The following is a 15,986-nucleotide window of genomic DNA, read 5'->3' as shown; positions in this document are numbered from 1 at the left end:
CCGACTGCATTCGTTCTGACGACGGTGTTGTTATGCCTGAACAATAACCACATACCGCGCCACCGGGGAGATTGGCTGCCCAGTTTTTTCATGGTCTGCGAAGACATTTTTACTATTTTTCCTCGACACAGGCCTGGGCCACCATCCAATCCACAAGAAAGCCCATGGAGCATCTGAACGTGTTCGAGCTTACATTCTGGCAAAACAAAGCCGCTGCGCTGCGGTTTCCCGATCAGGCCGTGATCGACGGCAAACCCTGTGTGGCGCAGTCGGGGCAGACCTTCGCCGCAATCAACCCCGCCAACGGCCAGTGCCTGGCCAACGTGGCCGCGTGCGGCGATGAAGACGTAGACGCCGCGGTGCGCAATGCGCGGCAGGTGTTCGAGGCCGGCACCTGGTCGGCCCGTTCGCCGGGTGAACGCAAGCAAGTATTGCTGCGCCTGTCTGACCTGATCATGACCCATCGCGAAGAACTGGCGCTGCTCGATTCGCTGAACATGGGCAAACCGGTGATGGACGCCTACAACATCGACGTGCCAGGCGCCGCCGGGGTGTTTCGCTGGTACGCCGAAAGCCTCGATAAACTCTACGACCAGATCGCCCCCAGCGCGCAGAACGTACTGGCGACCATCACCCGCGAAGCGCTGGGCGTGGTTGCTGCCGTGGTGCCCTGGAATTTCCCGCTGGACATGGCCGCGTGGAAACTCGCGCCAGCGTTGGCGGCGGGCAATTCGGTGATTCTCAAACCCGCGGAGCAATCACCGTTTTCCGCCCTGCGTCTGGCCGAGCTGGCGCTGGAAGCTGGCCTGCCAGCAGGCGTGTTGAACGTGTTGCCGGGGCTCGGCGAGCAGACCGGAAAAGCCCTCGGTTTGCACCCGGATGTTGATTGTCTGGTGTTCACCGGCTCCACCGAAGTCGGCAAATATTTCATGCAGTACTCCGCGCAATCGAACTTGAAACAGGTGTGGCTGGAGTGCGGCGGCAAGAGCGCCAATCTGGTGTTTGCTGATTGTCAGGATCTGGATCTGGCGGCGCAGAAAGCCGCGTTCGGGATCTTCTTCAATCAGGGCGAAGTCTGCTCGGCCAACTCGCGGTTGCTGGTGGAGCGTTCGATCCACGACGAGTTCGTCGAGCGTCTCAAGGGGCACGCCGAACGTTGGCAGCCGGGTGATCCGCTGGACCCGTCGAGCCGTGCCGGGGCGATTGTCGATAGCCGCCAGACCGCGCGCATCATGAAGTTCATCCAGCAGGCCGAGCGCCAAGGCGCGACAAAGCTCTTTGGCGGTCGACAGTCGATTTTCAATGGCTCCGACAACTTCATTCAGCCGACCATTTTCACCGGCGTGACGCCGGACATGCCGCTGTTTCGCGATGAAGTGTTCGGCCCGGTGCTGGCGGTCACGGCGTTCGATGATGAAGCCCACGCCTTGCAACTGGCCAACGACAGCGTCTACGGTTTGGCCGCGTCGCTGTGGACTGACGACCTCAATCGCGCCCACCGCGTGGCGCGGCAATTGCGAGCGGGCACCGTGTCGGTCAACAGTGTCGACGCGCTGGATGTGACCGTGCCTTTCGGTGGCGGCAAACAATCCGGTTTCGGCCGCGACCTGTCGCTGCATTCATTCGATAAATACACCCAGTTGAAGACCACTTGGTTTCAACTGCGCTCATAACAGCCGCTAATAACAAAACGGAGAACTGGCGATGACCACACCACGTGAAACCCGCGACTACCAGGCCGCCGACGCTGCGCACCACATCCACGCATTCGTCGATCAAAAAGCGCTCAACGATGAAGGGCCTCGGGTGATGGTCCGTGGCGAGCGCCTGCACCTGTGGGACAACGATGGTCGGCGTTACCTAGACGGCATGTCCGGGCTGTGGTGCACCAACCTCGGTTACGGGCGTAAGGACCTGGCCGCCGCTGCGTCCCGGCAACTGGAGCAATTGCCGTACTACAACATGTTTTTCCACACCACCCACCCGCAGGTGATCGAGCTCTCGGAGCTGCTGTTCAGCCTGCTGCCGGGGCACTACAGCCACGCGATCTACACCAACTCCGGCTCCGAGGCCAACGAGGTGCTGATCCGCACCGTGCGTCGTTACTGGACTATTCTCGGCAAGCCCGAGAAGAAAATCATGATCGGTCGCTGGAACGGTTACCACGGCTCGACCCTGGCGGCGACGGCGCTCGGTGGCATGAAGTTCATGCACGAAATGGGCGGCATGATTCCGGACATCGAACATATCGATGAACCGTACTTTTTCGCCCACGAGGGCAACCTGTCGCCGGCTGAATTTGGCCTGCGGGCGGCGCAGCAATTGGAAGCGAAGATTCTCGAACTGGGCGCGGACAAGGTCGCCGGGTTTATCGCCGAACCGTTCCAGGGTGCCGGCGGGATGATCTTTCCACCCGAGAGTTATTGGCCAGAAATTCAGCGGATCTGCCGCAAGTACGATGTGCTGTTGTGCGCCGACGAAGTGATCGGCGGCTTCGGTCGTACCGGTGAATGGTTCGCCCACGAGCACTTCGGTTTCGAGCCGGACACGCTGTCGATCGCCAAGGGTTTGACCTCCGGTTACATCCCCATGGGTGGACTGATTCTGTCGAAGAAAATGGCTCAGGTATTGGTGGAGCAGGGCGGGGTGTTTGCCCACGGCTTGACCTACTCCGGGCACCCGGTGGCAGCCGCGGTGGCGATTGCCAACCTCACGGCATTGCGCGATGAAGGGGTGGTGACGCGGGTCAAGGATGACATCGGGCCGTACCTGCAACAGTGTTTGCGCGAGGTGTTCGGAAATCACCCGTTGGTGGGCGATATTCAGGGTGTCGGCATGGTGGCAGCGCTGCAATTGGCGGAGGACAAAACCAGTCGCAAGCGCTTTGCCAATGAAGGCGACATCGCCTGGCGTTGTCGCACGATTGGATTTGAGGAGGGGGTGATTATTCGCTCGACGCTGGGGCGGATGATCATGGCGCCGGCGTTGATTGCCAGTCGTGAAGAGGTTGATGAGCTGATTGGCAAAACCCTGAAAGCGGTCGATCGTACTGCGCAGGAATACGGTCGGCTCTGATCTTGTAGCGCTCTTCCAGACCTCTTCGCGAGCAAGCCCGCTCCCACAGTTGATCTATGTCGGTCACAGAGTTTGTGCACGACACTGATCAAATGTGGGAGCGGGCTTGCTCGCGAATGCGATAGTTCATTCAACACACCTTTCACTGTTTGCACCCACCCCGTGCACCCCCGCCCGCAGCGCCCTTTTACAGCGCACGCTACCCAGTTTTTTCATCACTCCCATCGACATATTTCCTAATTTTCCTATTCCCCGCCTTGGGCCAACATCGACCTCGTCAGTCAGCCAAACGCTGCTCACCGAAAGGTCCATCAGAGACCTCAGGTGGCAGCTCTTCTCCATGGCCGCTGGCCGTACTGCCCATGACAAAACTAAATCAACAGCTTTGGGAGTGCTCCATGATCAAGTCCTTGCTAACCCGCTTCGCACATCCACTGGCGATCACCGCCATCGCCGCGACGGTCGCCACCAGCGCCCAGGCCGGCACCCTCTCTATCGGCCACACCACGTGGGTCGGTTACGGCACGCTCTACCTGGCTCAGGATCTGGGCTACTTCAAGGAAAACGGTTTGACCGTCGAATTGCCTGTCGTCGAAGAGGCTTCGATGTACATGGCCGCGCAGGCCTCGGGCGAATTGTCGGGCTCGGCGTCGACCATCGACGAAGTGCTCAAGTACCGTCCGCAATTCTGCTTCAAAGCAGTGGCCGCACTGGATGACAGCCATGGTGGCGACGGTGTTTTGGTCGGCAAGGACGTCAAGAGTCTGCAGGAGCTGAAGGGCAAGGCCGTGGCGGTGAACGAAGGTTCGACCTCGCAGTTCTGGCTGTCGTACCTGCTGAAAAAACACGGTATGACCATGAGCGATATCACCGTGCAGAACATGACGGCTGACGACGCCGCCACCGCGTTCATCGCCGGTCGCGTGCCAGCTGCGGTGACCTGGGAACCGCACCTGTCGATGGTTCGCAGCAAGCAACAAGGCAAGGTGCTGATCGACAGCAGTAGCACGCCGGGTGTGATTGTCGACGTGGTCGCGCTCAACTGCACGGTCATCGAGAAACAGCCGGAAGACGTCAAGGCGTTGGTGGCCGGTCTGTACAAGGCGGTCCAGTACACCAAGGATCACCCGGAGCAAGCCTACAAAATCATGGCCAAAGGCGTTGGCGGTTACCTCGCCGATCCGAAGGAATTGGCCGCAGCCGCGCAAGGCGTGCGTTTCTACGATCAGGCCATGAGCGAAAAACTTCTTGGCTCGCCGGGCAAACCGGGTGACAGCGAACCGCTGATCAAACTGGCCAACGAGACCGCCAGCGAATTGCAGGGAAAACCCTACAACGTCAGCAATGACGACCTGATCGACAACCGCTTCGTCAGCCCGCTCTAGGAGGTCCGTATGTTCAAGCGCAATTCATGGCTGAGCCGCTGCATCACGCCCAAGACCGGTTTGCCGGTGTCGGTGATTTGGAGCGCGAGCGGTCTGGCCTGGGTGTTGTTGGTCGGCCTGTGGGCCGGTTTGTCTTACGGTGGCGTGGTGCCGGGCATGTTCCTGCCGACACCGGGCGCGGTGGTCGAGGCCGCCGTGCGCCTGAGCCGCGACGGCACGCTCGGCCTGCATGTGTGGGCCAGCCTCGAAGTGGTGATGGTCGGTTTCATCGTGTCGTCGCTGGTGGCGGTGCCGTTGGGATTGCTGATGGGCAGCTTTCGCATCGTTCAGGCGTTCCTCGAGCCGATGGTCAATTTCATCCGCTACCTGCCGGTGACGTCGTTCGTGCCGCTGTTCATTTTGTGGATTGGCATCGGTCTGGAACAGCGGGTCTCGGTGATCATCTTCGGTGTGTTTTTCCAGCAACTGGTGATGATCGCGGACGTGTCCAAAGGCATCTCCAAGGACCTGATCAACGCGTCTTACACCCTGGGTTCGACCCGCCGCGATGCGGTGTTGCATGTGATCGCCCCGGCGTCGTTGCCGGGTGTGCTCGACACCTTGCGCGTGACCATGGGCTGGGCCTGGACTTACCTGGTGGTCGCCGAGCTGGTCGCGGCTTCCAGTGGCTTGGGTTACCTGAGCCTTAAAGCCATGCGCGGCTTTCAGGTGGATGTGATTTTCCTGGCAATCGCGATCATCGGCCTGCTGGGCCTGGTCACCGATCAACTGTTCCGTTTTCTCCGTCTGAGGATCGCCGCATGGGCTCAGTAAGCGCCGTCAACCCTCGTTTCGTCACGTCACAGGCCGCCCCGGTGCACGCCGCGCCACGGCTGCAAGTGGACAAGGTCAGTCTTCGCTATCAAAAGCCCGATGGTGGAGTGTTCACCGCGCTGGATCAGGTGTCGTTCGAAGTGCCGGATCAGCAATTCGCTGTACTGGTCGGGCCTTCGGGGTGCGGCAAGTCGAGTTTGCTGTACCTCACCGCCGGATTGAATGAGCCCACGGAAGGCGAGATCTACGTCGGTGGCCAGCAAGTTCAAGGGCCGGGTGCGGATCGCGGCATGGTGTTCCAGAGCTATACGCTGTTCCCGTGGCTGACGGTGCGGCAGAACGTCGAGTTCGGCCTCAAGCGTCGCGGTATGGCCGCCGCCCAGCGCAAGGAGATCGTCGATTACTACGTCAATGAAGTCGGCCTGACCGGGTTCGCCGACAACTACGCCAAGCAGCTGTCCGGCGGCATGATGCAGCGCGTGGCGATTGCTCGAGCGTTGGCCAATGACCCGCAAATCCTGCTCATGGACGAGCCCTTCGGCGCGCTCGACAGCCAGACGCGTCTGCAAATGCAGCAGCTGTTATTGCGGGTCTGGGGCAACAGCAAGAAGACTGTGTTGTTCGTGACCCACGATATCGACGAGGCGATTCTGCTGGGCGACCGGGTCTACGTGATGGGCGCACGGCCGGGGCGGATCAAGCAGATTCTGGACGTGCCGATCGAACGCCCACGGACCCTGGACATGGTCATGGAGCGCTCGTTCATCGACATGAAGCGCAAGATCTTCGGGTTATTGCACGACGAGCTGGAGGAGGAGCATTGAGCCTACACAATCCCTGTGGGAGCGGGCTTGCTCGCGAAAGCGGTGTGTCATTTAGCATTGATTTCGCCTGACACGACGCCATCGCGAGCAAGCTCGCTCCCACAGGTTTTGCGTTTAACCGAGGTTAAGGTGCTGCCGGCAGCAGGAACCTTGCGATCACCGGCAAGTGATCGGAGATCCGCAAGGTATCGTCCTGTCTCACCGTCGCCTCGACCCGTTTGATCCGCGGACTGTAGAACAGGTAGTCGACAGTCCGGTCCGGGCCGTTCAAGCCCGGATCATTCGGGTAATGAGTCAGCCACCGTGCCCGGTCGATGCCGCTGGCTTCGTTGTTGGTCGGGATCATCGGGTATTTGTCCCACAGCACATGCAGCGCGCTGTCGGCGGAGTAGGGCGTGCGTTGCTCGTCGGGCAGGCGTCGATATTGCCCCAGCGGCAACAGGTTAAAGTCCCCACCGATCAACCACAACGTGCCTCGGCTTTCGAGCTTGTCGAGGACTTTGGTGACCGCCGTTACCTGAGATTGCAGCGTTTCGTCAGGCTGGATGACGCGGTCCAGATGGGTGTTGAACACCGCTATCTGACCGCCGTCGTTCAAGGGCAGATAGGTGACCAACAAGGCGTTTTTCGGTTTGAACTGACGGTTGATGAAATTGGTCGGTGCGATCGGCAACTGCAGGCGTTCGGCATGTTCGATCCGGTAGCGGCTGAGGGTGGCCAGTTGCCGGCCGACGCTGCCGAAAATGTGCGGCTCAGGCACGAAGTCGGCTTTCCAGTCGAAGGCGTGAGCGCTGCACGGATACAGGTCCGCGACTCGCTCCTGAAGCAGCTTGAACTGGTTTTGGTAATCGCTGGCCTTGGCGCCGTCATCGAGCTCTTGCAACAGCACGACGTCCGGTTGCTCGTCGCGGATCACCCGGGCCACTTCATCGAGGCTGAAGGCCATGTCTTCGGGAGTGGGTTTTTCGTCATTGCCGGCCGCGAGGTCATTCCAGAATACGTAGCGTTTTCCCGCCAGGTACTGGACGTTCCAGGTCATCACCTTCAGCGCCTGACCGGGCACCAGCGTCGGTGCCTGGGCGTTGCAACTGACCGGTAAGGCTTCCTTGACTTCGGGGCGCCAGGTCAGGTCGTAGATCAGCAAGGCAATCAGGCCGGTCACGATCAACAGGCCCAGCAGGGTGTAGCGCAGTAGACGGGTCATGGCTCGGCTTATAGCGTTACAAAAGTTGAGCCCGAGCATAACCGACAGACGGGCTAAAGCGCACGGGTAGAGCGGTCAGAGCGCCCCGTCAATTTTCTCGGGCACATCATCAATCAGCATAAACAAGCGGAACAGCACCACGCTGACGAACAGTTGCAGGAAGCTGTGGGCGCTGTCGATCAGCAGGGAAATAACCGGGTTCTGCGGTTCGGGATAGACCGCAAGCGTCGCGCCCTTGAGCACCCACAACGGGCCCATCACACACAGAATGCACACCAGAATGCGCAGGAAGTGGCCGCGGGTCAGGCGCAGGCTTTCCTTCATCGCCGCCAGTGGCGCCAGGCCGCGCAGCACCAGCAGGTACTCGCCAAACGCCAGGGTCACCATCAGCCAGATGCCCGGCAGGAAATACAGCGACAGGCCGATCAGGATCAGCAGGGTGTTGAGCGCGGTGAGCAAGGCGAAGCGCGGCCACAGGTAGGCGGCCCTCGCCAGCAGGTCGCGATTGCGCGGTGATTCGCCGCGGCTGCGGGCATCGAGAAACAGAATCAGCGCGGCGGTGTAAAGCGGATAAACCAGCAGGCCTACGATCACGCTGATGCCAGGAAAACTGTCCGGCTCGGTGGAATGGTCGACCACTTGTTGCAACAGCGCCTCAAGGATCACCAGCGGCAGGCACAGCCGCACGATCTGGCCCAGATTGCGCTTGAAGAAATACAGAGAGTCACGCAGCACATCGAACGAATTCATCAGTCGGTATCGCAGGTTGGAAGCAGTGGCCCACTTTAACCGATGAAGCGCTTTGGGGCGCAAACGTAAACGTTCGGTAAAGACCATTGAAACATCCTGCATCAGCCTCCATTACGGATGAGCACCTTATCCACAGTGGATAAGGGCGACGATATTCCCGGCAATCTACGAGGTCGCCATGAACAGCGAAGAACAAACCCTGATCGATGGACTGTTTTCCCGGCTGCAACAGGCCGAAACGGACTCAGCCCCGCGCGACGCCCAGGCCGAGGCGCGGATCAAGGAACACCTGACTCGCCAGCCCGCGGCAGGCTATTTCATGACCCAGGCGATTCTGGTGCAAGAGGCAGCCATCAAGAGCCTCGACGAACAGAACAAACAACTCGCCCAGCAAGTCCAGCAATTGCAGGCCGAACTGCAATCGGCCAAGGCTCAGCCAGCGGCTGCGGCGCCGAGCAGCGGTGGCTTCTTGTCGAGCATCTTCGGTGGCGGTTCCCGTGATCCGCAGCCAGCGCCGACCCAAAGTCCACCCGCATCGAGCGGTGGCGGCTGGCGTGAACCGGCGCGGCCGTCGTTCAACTCGCAGCCACCTCAGCAAAACTTCGGTGCAGCGCCGTCTCAGCAGAATTACGCCCCGCAACAGCCTGCCGGCAGCAGCTTCCTCGGTGGTGCGCTGAAAACTGCCGCCGGCGTGGCCGGTGGTGTGATGCTGGCGCAAGGCATCAGCAGCCTGTTCCATCACAATCAGCAGCCGGAAGTGGTTGAAGTGATCAAGGAAGAACCGGCTCAGGTCAACGATCAGAGTGGTGACAACGGCTCGGGCGAAGATCAGCGCGTGGCTGACAACACCAATGATCAGGGCGGCTTTACCGACGCCGACTACAGCGATGACAGCTCATCGTTCTTCGGCGGCGACGACGATTCCTTCGTCTGATACGCCATTCGTCCGGAGCGCTATGGCGCTTCGGGCCGATTATTCGCGGAACAATCCTTCAGGCTGGCATACTGGGCAACTTTTCGGGCCTGGTGCCTGATCCTGCCCGCGCTCCGGCGCGCCAACGAGGATGACCGGTGAAAAAAATCGCAGTGTTCGCCGATGTCCAGAACCTCTATTACACCGTGCGTCAGGCCTATGGTTGCCATTTCAACTATGCCGCGCTGTGGGCTGATATCAGCAAACAGGGCGAGATCGTCGAGGCCTATGCCTACGCGATCGATCGCGGCGACAGCAAACAACAGCAATTCCAGCAGATCCTGCGCAACCTCGGCTTCGTCGTGAAGCTCAAGCCCTACATCCAGCGCAGCGATGGCTCGGCCAAAGGCGACTGGGACGTGGGCATCACCCTCGACATCATGGACGCCGCCGATCATGTCGACGAAGTGGTGCTGGCCTCCGGTGACGGTGATTTCGACATGTTGCTGGAGCGCATCATCACCAAGCACGGGGTGCAAGCCGTGGCCTACGGCGTGCCGGGCCTGACGGCCAACTCGCTGATCCGCGCCGCCAGCCGCTACGTGCCGATCGAAGGCGCGTTGCTGCTCAAGAACTGATTTTTACGGAGTTGAAACAGGTTTGGAACGTATAGCAGTCATCGACTTTGAAACCACCGGGATCTCCCCGAGCAGCAGCTGCCGGGCCACGGAAATTGCCGTGGTGATCCTTGAACAGGGGCGCATCGTCGAGCGTTACCAAAGCCTGATGAATGCCGGCGTGCGCGTCCCGGCCTTCATCGAGCAACTCACCGGCATCAGCAACGCCATGCTGCGCACCGCGCCATCGGCCGAGCAGGTGATGAATGAGGTCAACGAATTCGTCGGCATCACACCGCTGCTGGCGCACAACGCCGCGTTTGACCAGAAGTTCTGGGACTTTGAGCTCGGTCGCATCAAGCGCACACGCTTGCAGAACTTTGCCTGCTCGCTGCTACTCGCCCGCCGTTTGATGCCCGCCGCGCCGAACCACAAACTCGGCACCCTCACCACGTTCGCCAACCAGCCCCACACCGGTAAAGCTCACCGGGCCATGGCCGATGCCGAGATGGCGGCCAATCTGACGGCGCATTTGGCCCAGGAGTTGCGGCAGAAGCATGGGTTGCGCGAGTTGTCGCATGATCTGCTCGTCAGCTTGCAGAAAGTGCCAGCGGCGAAGATCAATGAGCATCTGAAGCGGCATCGCGGGTTCTGAAAACACCGCACCCCCGAACACCCTGACACCCGTAGGAGCTGTCGAGTGAAACGAGGCTGCGATCTTTTGATCTTGTTTCTTACAAAGCAAAGTCAAAAGATCGCAGCCTCGTTTCACTCGACAGCTCCTACAGAAGAACCATTTTTCCTTTCACATCCCCCGACGGCACGCGCTCGCGATGCAGGTTTATAGGGTGTTTAACGATGACTCTGATGTGACGATCGCTCCTACCCAATATTAGGAATTTGTCCGTCTTGCCCCGTACCTGTGGCATCGATAACCTCTCCAACGTCGCTGCCAATTCAGCGACCGGGTCTGCAAGCCCGCCGACAGTTTGTTATGAGACCACCGGCGCACCTATAATCGCGTCGCTTTAATGAGCGACCATCGATTTATGGTAGCTGTGTGCGGGAGACCTTCGGGTCTGCCGGGGTGGTCTCCTACTCGGTCTTGCAGACCCGCGCATAGCTGCCACCCATCATCTGCAAGTGATGCTGGCAGCTCCCACTTTCTCAGGAGATTCGCCATGATCAAAGTTACCCCCAATCCCCCTGAAGACTCTGCGCAATCAGTTGCGAGCGCAGCTCACTTCATCCCCAAAACATTCATCCGCCATCACATCCAGCTGCGAGCACTGTTACTGCATGCTGAGGCGTGGTTCTGCGCCCGCGATATCGGCCGGTTAATGGGCGTGGATATAAACGGCCGGCAAGCCCTCAAGCTCGACGCCGATCAACGTCGGATGGTGTGTTTGTCCGGAAGCGACGAACCTCAAGAGACATTGATGCTGAGTGAGTCCGGTGTATACGCGATGCTGGTCTATCACTACTGCCCGGAGAACCGGAATCTGCGGCGTTGGCTGACCCATCACGTGGTGCCGATGCTGCGGGACAGTGGCGGGGTTGCTTCGAATCAGGCGCCGAGTTTGCGCTTGATGGAATGGGCAGGAGGCACGTTGAGTCTGCTGCATTGGCGGACGGAACCATGGGTTCGTTTAAAAGATATGCCGTGTTTGTTGGGCGCCGGATATAGCGGCGTTCGCGGATTCTGACGATACCGCTGAACTTCTGTAGGAGCTGTCGAGTGAAACGAGGCTGCGATCTTTTGATCTTGTTTTTAAAGAGCAAAATCAAAAGATCGCAGCCTCGTTTCACTCGACAGCTCCTACGGGATCGCTATTTACCATTCCCTTCCAACTGCCCCAACGGCACGCGCTTCTCTATCGCGCTCGACAACACAATTGACGTCTTGCTGAACCCGAACTTGGCGATCCGGTTGATCAACTCTTCCAGCTCCGGCATCGACCCGACCGCCGCTTGCATGATCACGCACGGATCACCCGTCACCCGGTGGCATTCGGTTAGTTGTGGGATTTTGATCAGGTCGTCGTAGGCCTTCTGGTTGCCGTGCTGGTTCAAGCGCAGTTCGATCACGCACTGGATCGGCAAGCCAAGCTTGGCCATGTCGACTTTCGCCTGGTAACCCGTGATGACCCCGCAGGCTTCCAGTTTAGCGACGCGCTCGGCTACGGCCGGGGCGGACAGGTTCACTTTGCGCGCCAGGTCGGCGTAGGACGCACGACCGTTTTCCAACAGGGCGCTGAGGAGCATGCGGTCGTATTTGTCCATCGTGGTATTCCTGAAAAATGACTGACTTTCGAAAGCACGGTTTATAACGGCAATCTCCGTGTTTTGAAAAGTGTACCGGCGCTATAAACAGGTTTTGTAACTTAATTTAAGCCGCTGGCCTTTCTAGAATAGCCTTTCACTTGTCTTGCCTACGAGCTGACCCATGCCTGGCTTACGTCGTTTTCCCTTACCGTTGATCGCTGCCTTTTTCGCGTTGTACGTGATTTGGGGCTCGACCTATCTAGTCATTCGCATCGGCGTGCAGTACTGGCCGCCATTGATGCTCGGCGGGATTCGCTTTGTGATTGCCGGGACGCTGATGTATGCGTTCCTGCGCTGGCGCGGGGCGCCGGCACCGACCTGGGCGCAGTGGAAAGCCGCCGGGATCATCGGGATTTTGCTGCTCAGCTTTGGTAACGGCGCGGTGAGCGTGGCCGAGCACACGGGCGTCGCCTCGGGTGTGGCGGCGTTGGCGGTGGCGACGGTGCCGCTGTTTACCTTGCTCTGCGGATATTTCTGGGGCGCGCGTAATACCCGTCTCGAATGGGCCGGGATTGTGCTCGGGCTGATCGGCATTGCCATGCTCAACCTCGGTTCTAACCTGCAATCGAGCCCGCTGGGCGCCTTATTGCTGATTTTCGCGGCAGCTTCCTGGGCCTTCGGTTCGGTGTGGAGCAAACACCTGCCGCTGCCCCAGGGCGCGATGGCCAGCGCTGTGGAAATGCTGGTGGGCGGCGTGGTCCTGTTGATCGGCAGTGCACTGAGTGGTGAGCATCTGGAAGCCATGCCGCCGATCGAAGGTTGGGCGGCCCTGGCTTATCTGACTTTCTTTGGCTCGATCATCGCTTTCAACGCTTATATGTATGTGTTGAAAAACGTGCGGCCGGCGGCGGCCACCAGTTATGCCTACGTCAACCCGGCGGTGGCGGTGTTGCTGGGGATCGTGTTTGTCGGTGAGACCATTGGTATTGAAGAAGGACTGGCGATGCTGGTGATCATCAGTGCCGTGGTGTTGATCGGGTTGCCGCAGTGGCGTCGAACTCCCGTTCAACCTGCCGTAGCGGTGCCGACAGAATCCCGTGTGAATTAGGGTAAACTGCGCGCCATTGCACACTCGTTTTGCACAACTGCGCTGAATTTTCCTACGGTAATCCCATGACTTTCGCCACCCTTGGCCTGATCGAACCCTTGCTGCGCTCTCTCGAGACGCTCGGCTACCAGACCCCGACGCCGGTTCAGGCGCAAGCCATTCCGGCGGTGCTGGCCGGTCGCGACCTGATGGCCGCCGCCCAGACCGGGACTGGCAAGACCGCCGGCTTCGCGCTGCCGCTCCTGCAATTGCTGGCCATGGAAGGGCCGAAAGTGGCGTCTAACTCGGTGCGCGCACTGATCCTGGTGCCGACCCGCGAATTGGCCGAACAGGTTCACGAAGCCGTGCGTCAGTACGCCGAGAACCTGCCGTTGAGCACTTACGCGGTGTACGGCGGCGTCAGCATCAACCCGCAAATGATGAAGCTGCGCAAGGGTGTTGACGTGCTGGTGGCGACACCGGGTCGTTTGCTCGACCTGTATCGCCAGAAGGCCCTCAAGTTCAATCAGCTGCAAACCCTGATTCTGGACGAAGCCGATCGCATGCTTGATCTGGGCTTCTCCGAGGAGCTGGGGAATATCTACCGCGTGTTGCCCAAGCAACGTCAGACGCTGTTGTTCTCCGCGACCTTCTCCGACGCAATCCGCTTGCTGGCCGGACAAATGCTCAACGATCCACTGAGCATCGAAGTCAGCCCGCGCAACGTGGCCGCCAACACCGTCAAGCAATGGGTGGTGACGGTCGACAAGAAGCGCAAGCCGGAACTGTTCATCCATTTGCTGCGCAAGGGTAAGTGGAAGCAGGTGCTGGTGTTCGCCAAGACCCGCAACGGCGTAGACGCACTGGTGGAAAAGCTTCAGGGCCTGGGCATCAATGCCGACGGCATCCACGGCGACAAACCTCAGGCAACCCGCCAGCGTGCACTGGACCGTTTCAAGGCCAGTGAAGTGCAGATTCTTGTGGCCACCGACGTTGCGGCCCGTGGTCTGGATATCGAAGATTTGCCATTGGTGGTCAACTTCGACCTGCCGATCGTGGCTGAGGACTACATCCACCGGATCGGTCGTACCGGACGCGCGGGTGCATCCGGGCAGGCGATTTCGCTGGTCTGCGCCGATGAAGTGAATCTGCTGTCGGCCATCGAGACGTTGACCCGTCAGACATTGCCTCGCCAGATGGAGCATGACTTCGAGCCTGAGCACCGGGTGCCGGATACCGATGCCAGCGGTCAGGTGGTCAAAAAGCCGAAAAAACCGAAGAAGCCGAAGACCTCCAGTGGTGGTAAACGCAATCTGGGCAAGTGGGTTGAGAGCGGTGATGCGTCGGCGCCGGAGCCTTCGATCAAGCCTGTGCGGAAGGTGCCAGTGTTCAATACTGGGCCGCGTAAGAAGAAGCCTTGAAAACACGCGACGTCTGTTAGGCCGCCTTCGCGAGCAAGTCGGATCGCCGCACCGCCGCTCCCACATTAACTGCATTCTTTCTGGAAGAACTCGGTCGAATGTGGGGAGCTTGCTCGCGATGGCCGCGCCTCAGTCCTCAGCCCTTGTGTTTCAACCACTCCACCATCCCCAACCCCGCCGCGCGCCCACTGGCGAAACACGCGGTCAGCAGATAGCCCCCCGTCGGCGCTTCCCAATCCAGCATTTCCCCCGCGCAGAACACGCCAGGCAGTTGCTTGAGCATCGAACGTTCATCCATCGCTTCGAACATCACACCCCCCGCGCTGCTGATGGCCTCGTCCAGTGGGCGGGTTTTCACCAACGTCAGTGGCAGCGCCTTGATCGCTTTGGCCAGCAGCGCCGGATCGGCGAAGCATTCGGCCGGAGTGAGTTCGCGCAGCAACGCCGCTTTCACACCATCGATCCCGAGCTGGCTGTGCAGATGTTTAGCCATGGAGCGTGAACCGCGTGGTCTGCTCAGTGCAGCCTGAACCTTATCCACAGGCCTGCCCGGCAACAGGTCGAGGTGAATGGTTGCCGAGGCGTGCTGATTAATGACTTCGCGGATCGGCGCCGACAAGGCGTAGATCAAACTGCCTTCAATCCCGGTTGCCGTGATCACACATTCCCCGAGCCGCGGCACGTCGTCATTGAGGCCAATGGCGATGTTTTTCAGCGGTGCGCCGGCGAATTTGCTGACCATCAACTCGCTCCAGGCCTGCACCTCGAAGCCGCAATTACTCGGTTGCAGCGGCGCGAGTCCTACGCCGCGTTGTTCCAGTGGCAGCATCCAGGCGCCGTCCGATCCGAGGCGCGACCAGCTGCCGCCGCCGAGGGCCAGCAAGGTTGCGTCAGGTTTGACGGTTTTTTCGCCCTCGGGGCTGTCGATGCGCAATCCACCGCGGTCATCCCAGCCGAGCCAGCGGTGACGGGTGTGGATAACGACGCCGCTGTCTCGCAGACGTTTGAGCCATGCACGCAACAGGGGGGCGGCTTTCATGTCTGTAGGAAAGACTCGCCCGGAGCTGCCGATAAAGGTTTCGATGCCCAGCTCATGAATCCATTGGCATAACGCTTCGGCCCCGAAACCTCGCAACAGCGGTGCAATCTGCGGAGCGCGTTCGGCGTAGCGTGACAGAAACGCCGGGTAGGCTTCGGAATGGGTGATGTTCATGCCACCCACGCCGGCCAGCAGGAATTTCCGCCCTACCGAAGGCATGCCGTCGTACAGATCAACCTTGATCCCGGCCTGGCTCAGCACTTCAGCCGCCATCAAACCGGCAGGGCCGCCGCCGATGATGGCGACGTGGGGGGAGTGAGTGACGGAAGATTGGGTCATGGGAAGCGCTGCGGTATGGCGGAATAAGCCGCGCATTCTACCAGCACAGATCTATGTGGGAGCGGGCTTGCTCGCGAAAGCGATTTAACATGCAACATTGATGTCGACTGATACACCGCTTTCGCGAGCAAGCCCGCTCCCACATTGGAACTGTGTCGTTTCAAATGGCTGGTTAAAAAACAACCACCCCTTTACAGGCTATATGCAGCATGGCCTGTAGGACCTTTCACTCAGGTTATCCACAGGCAGTTCCA

At 59.7% G+C, this 15,986-nt stretch carries 15 protein-coding genes; 11 read left to right on the top strand and 4 right to left on the bottom strand.

The genetic code is table 11. The features are described 5' to 3' along the window. Nucleotides 1–179: 179 nt before the first annotated feature. The 5 genes from E3W21_RS26205 to E3W21_RS26185 all read left to right on the top strand — a co-directional run bounded on the left by E3W21_RS26205 (nt 180) and on the right by E3W21_RS26185 (nt 6,097). Nucleotides 180–1,673 carry an aldehyde dehydrogenase gene (locus tag E3W21_RS26205; protein ID WP_134422432.1) on the top strand — a complete coding sequence of 498 codons (1,494 nt, stop codon included), beginning with the start codon at nt 180–182 and terminating at the stop codon, nt 1,671–1,673. A gap of 31 nt (nt 1,674–1,704) precedes the next feature. Continuing rightward, nucleotides 1,705–3,075: an aspartate aminotransferase family protein gene (locus E3W21_RS26200; RefSeq protein WP_134422430.1), complete on the top strand. Its 1,371-nt coding sequence runs from the start codon at nt 1,705–1,707 to the stop codon at nt 3,073–3,075. A gap of 398 nt (nt 3,076–3,473) precedes the next feature. After that, entirely contained in the window at nt 3,474–4,460 is a 987-nt protein-coding gene (locus tag E3W21_RS26195; RefSeq protein ID WP_134422428.1) for an ABC transporter substrate-binding protein, read from the top strand. Nucleotides 4,461–4,469: 9 nt separating this feature from the next. Beyond that, nucleotides 4,470–5,273, top strand: a complete 804-nt coding sequence (locus E3W21_RS26190) for an ABC transporter permease (protein ID WP_134422426.1) — start codon at nt 4,470–4,472, stop codon at nt 5,271–5,273. Next, a complete protein-coding gene (locus E3W21_RS26185; RefSeq protein ID WP_134422424.1) occupies nt 5,261–6,097 on the top strand; it encodes an ABC transporter ATP-binding protein in 837 nt (278 codons plus the stop codon). Before E3W21_RS26190 ends, E3W21_RS26185 begins: the two co-directional genes overlap by 13 nt. A gap of 124 nt (nt 6,098–6,221) precedes the next feature. Here the strand turns inward: E3W21_RS26185 and E3W21_RS26175 are convergent, their stop codons facing one another. Together E3W21_RS26175 and E3W21_RS26170 are read right to left on the bottom strand one after the other, a co-directional pair. Next, the gene (locus tag E3W21_RS26175) at nt 6,222–7,301 is read right to left on the bottom strand and encodes an endonuclease/exonuclease/phosphatase family protein (protein WP_134422422.1); all 1,080 of its coding nucleotides are present in this window, start codon (nt 7,299–7,301) and stop codon (nt 6,222–6,224) included. Between the two features lie 75 nt (nt 7,302–7,376). Next, nucleotides 7,377–8,051, bottom strand: a complete 675-nt coding sequence (locus tag E3W21_RS26170) for a YciC family protein (protein WP_134422420.1) — start codon at nt 8,049–8,051, stop codon at nt 7,377–7,379. A gap of 178 nt (nt 8,052–8,229) precedes the next feature. Between E3W21_RS26170 and E3W21_RS26165 the strand changes: the two genes are divergently transcribed. The 4 genes from E3W21_RS26165 to E3W21_RS26150 all read left to right on the top strand — a co-directional run bounded on the left by E3W21_RS26165 (nt 8,230) and on the right by E3W21_RS26150 (nt 11,287). Then, entirely contained in the window at nt 8,230–8,985 is a 756-nt protein-coding gene (locus E3W21_RS26165) for a DUF2076 domain-containing protein (protein ID WP_134422418.1), read from the top strand. Between the two features lie 137 nt (nt 8,986–9,122). Next, complete coding sequence (locus tag E3W21_RS26160; protein ID WP_008149222.1) at nt 9,123–9,602, top strand: NYN domain-containing protein; 480 nt, start codon at nt 9,123–9,125, stop codon at nt 9,600–9,602. A 22-nt stretch (nt 9,603–9,624) separates the two neighbouring features. Continuing rightward, nucleotides 9,625–10,236: a PolC-type DNA polymerase III gene (locus E3W21_RS26155; protein WP_134422416.1), complete on the top strand. Its 612-nt coding sequence runs from the start codon at nt 9,625–9,627 to the stop codon at nt 10,234–10,236. A gap of 526 nt (nt 10,237–10,762) precedes the next feature. After that, nucleotides 10,763–11,287 carry a Bro-N domain-containing protein gene (locus E3W21_RS26150; RefSeq protein ID WP_134422414.1) on the top strand — a complete coding sequence of 175 codons (525 nt, stop codon included), beginning with the start codon at nt 10,763–10,765 and terminating at the stop codon, nt 11,285–11,287. Nucleotides 11,288–11,411: 124 nt separating this feature from the next. Here E3W21_RS26150 and E3W21_RS26145 read toward each other — a convergent pair whose 3' ends face one another. After that, nucleotides 11,412–11,864 (bottom strand): Lrp/AsnC family transcriptional regulator, encoded by a 453-nt coding sequence (locus E3W21_RS26145; RefSeq protein WP_008149219.1) that lies wholly within the window; start codon nt 11,862–11,864, stop codon nt 11,412–11,414. A gap of 163 nt (nt 11,865–12,027) precedes the next feature. Between E3W21_RS26145 and yedA the strand changes: the two genes are divergently transcribed. Beyond that, nucleotides 12,028–12,954: a drug/metabolite exporter YedA gene (yedA, locus tag E3W21_RS26140; protein ID WP_134422412.1), complete on the top strand. Its 927-nt coding sequence runs from the start codon at nt 12,028–12,030 to the stop codon at nt 12,952–12,954. A 65-nt stretch (nt 12,955–13,019) separates the two neighbouring features. After that, nucleotides 13,020–14,354 (top strand): DEAD/DEAH box helicase, encoded by a 1,335-nt coding sequence (locus tag E3W21_RS26135; protein ID WP_129441001.1) that lies wholly within the window; start codon nt 13,020–13,022, stop codon nt 14,352–14,354. 136 nt (nt 14,355–14,490) lie between these two features. Here E3W21_RS26135 and E3W21_RS26130 read toward each other — a convergent pair whose 3' ends face one another. After that, a complete protein-coding gene (locus tag E3W21_RS26130) occupies nt 14,491–15,732 on the bottom strand; it encodes a TIGR03862 family flavoprotein (RefSeq protein ID WP_178084150.1) in 1,242 nt (413 codons plus the stop codon). Between the last annotated feature and the right edge of the window lie 254 nt (nt 15,733–15,986).

It is taken from the genome of Pseudomonas sp. F01002 (assembly GCF_004402115.1).
Lineage (GTDB): Bacteria > Pseudomonadota > Gammaproteobacteria > Pseudomonadales > Pseudomonadaceae > Aquipseudomonas > Aquipseudomonas frigoris.
The sequence above is the reverse complement of the archived record's forward strand: the minus strand, read 5'-3'. Positions and strand labels throughout refer to the sequence as shown.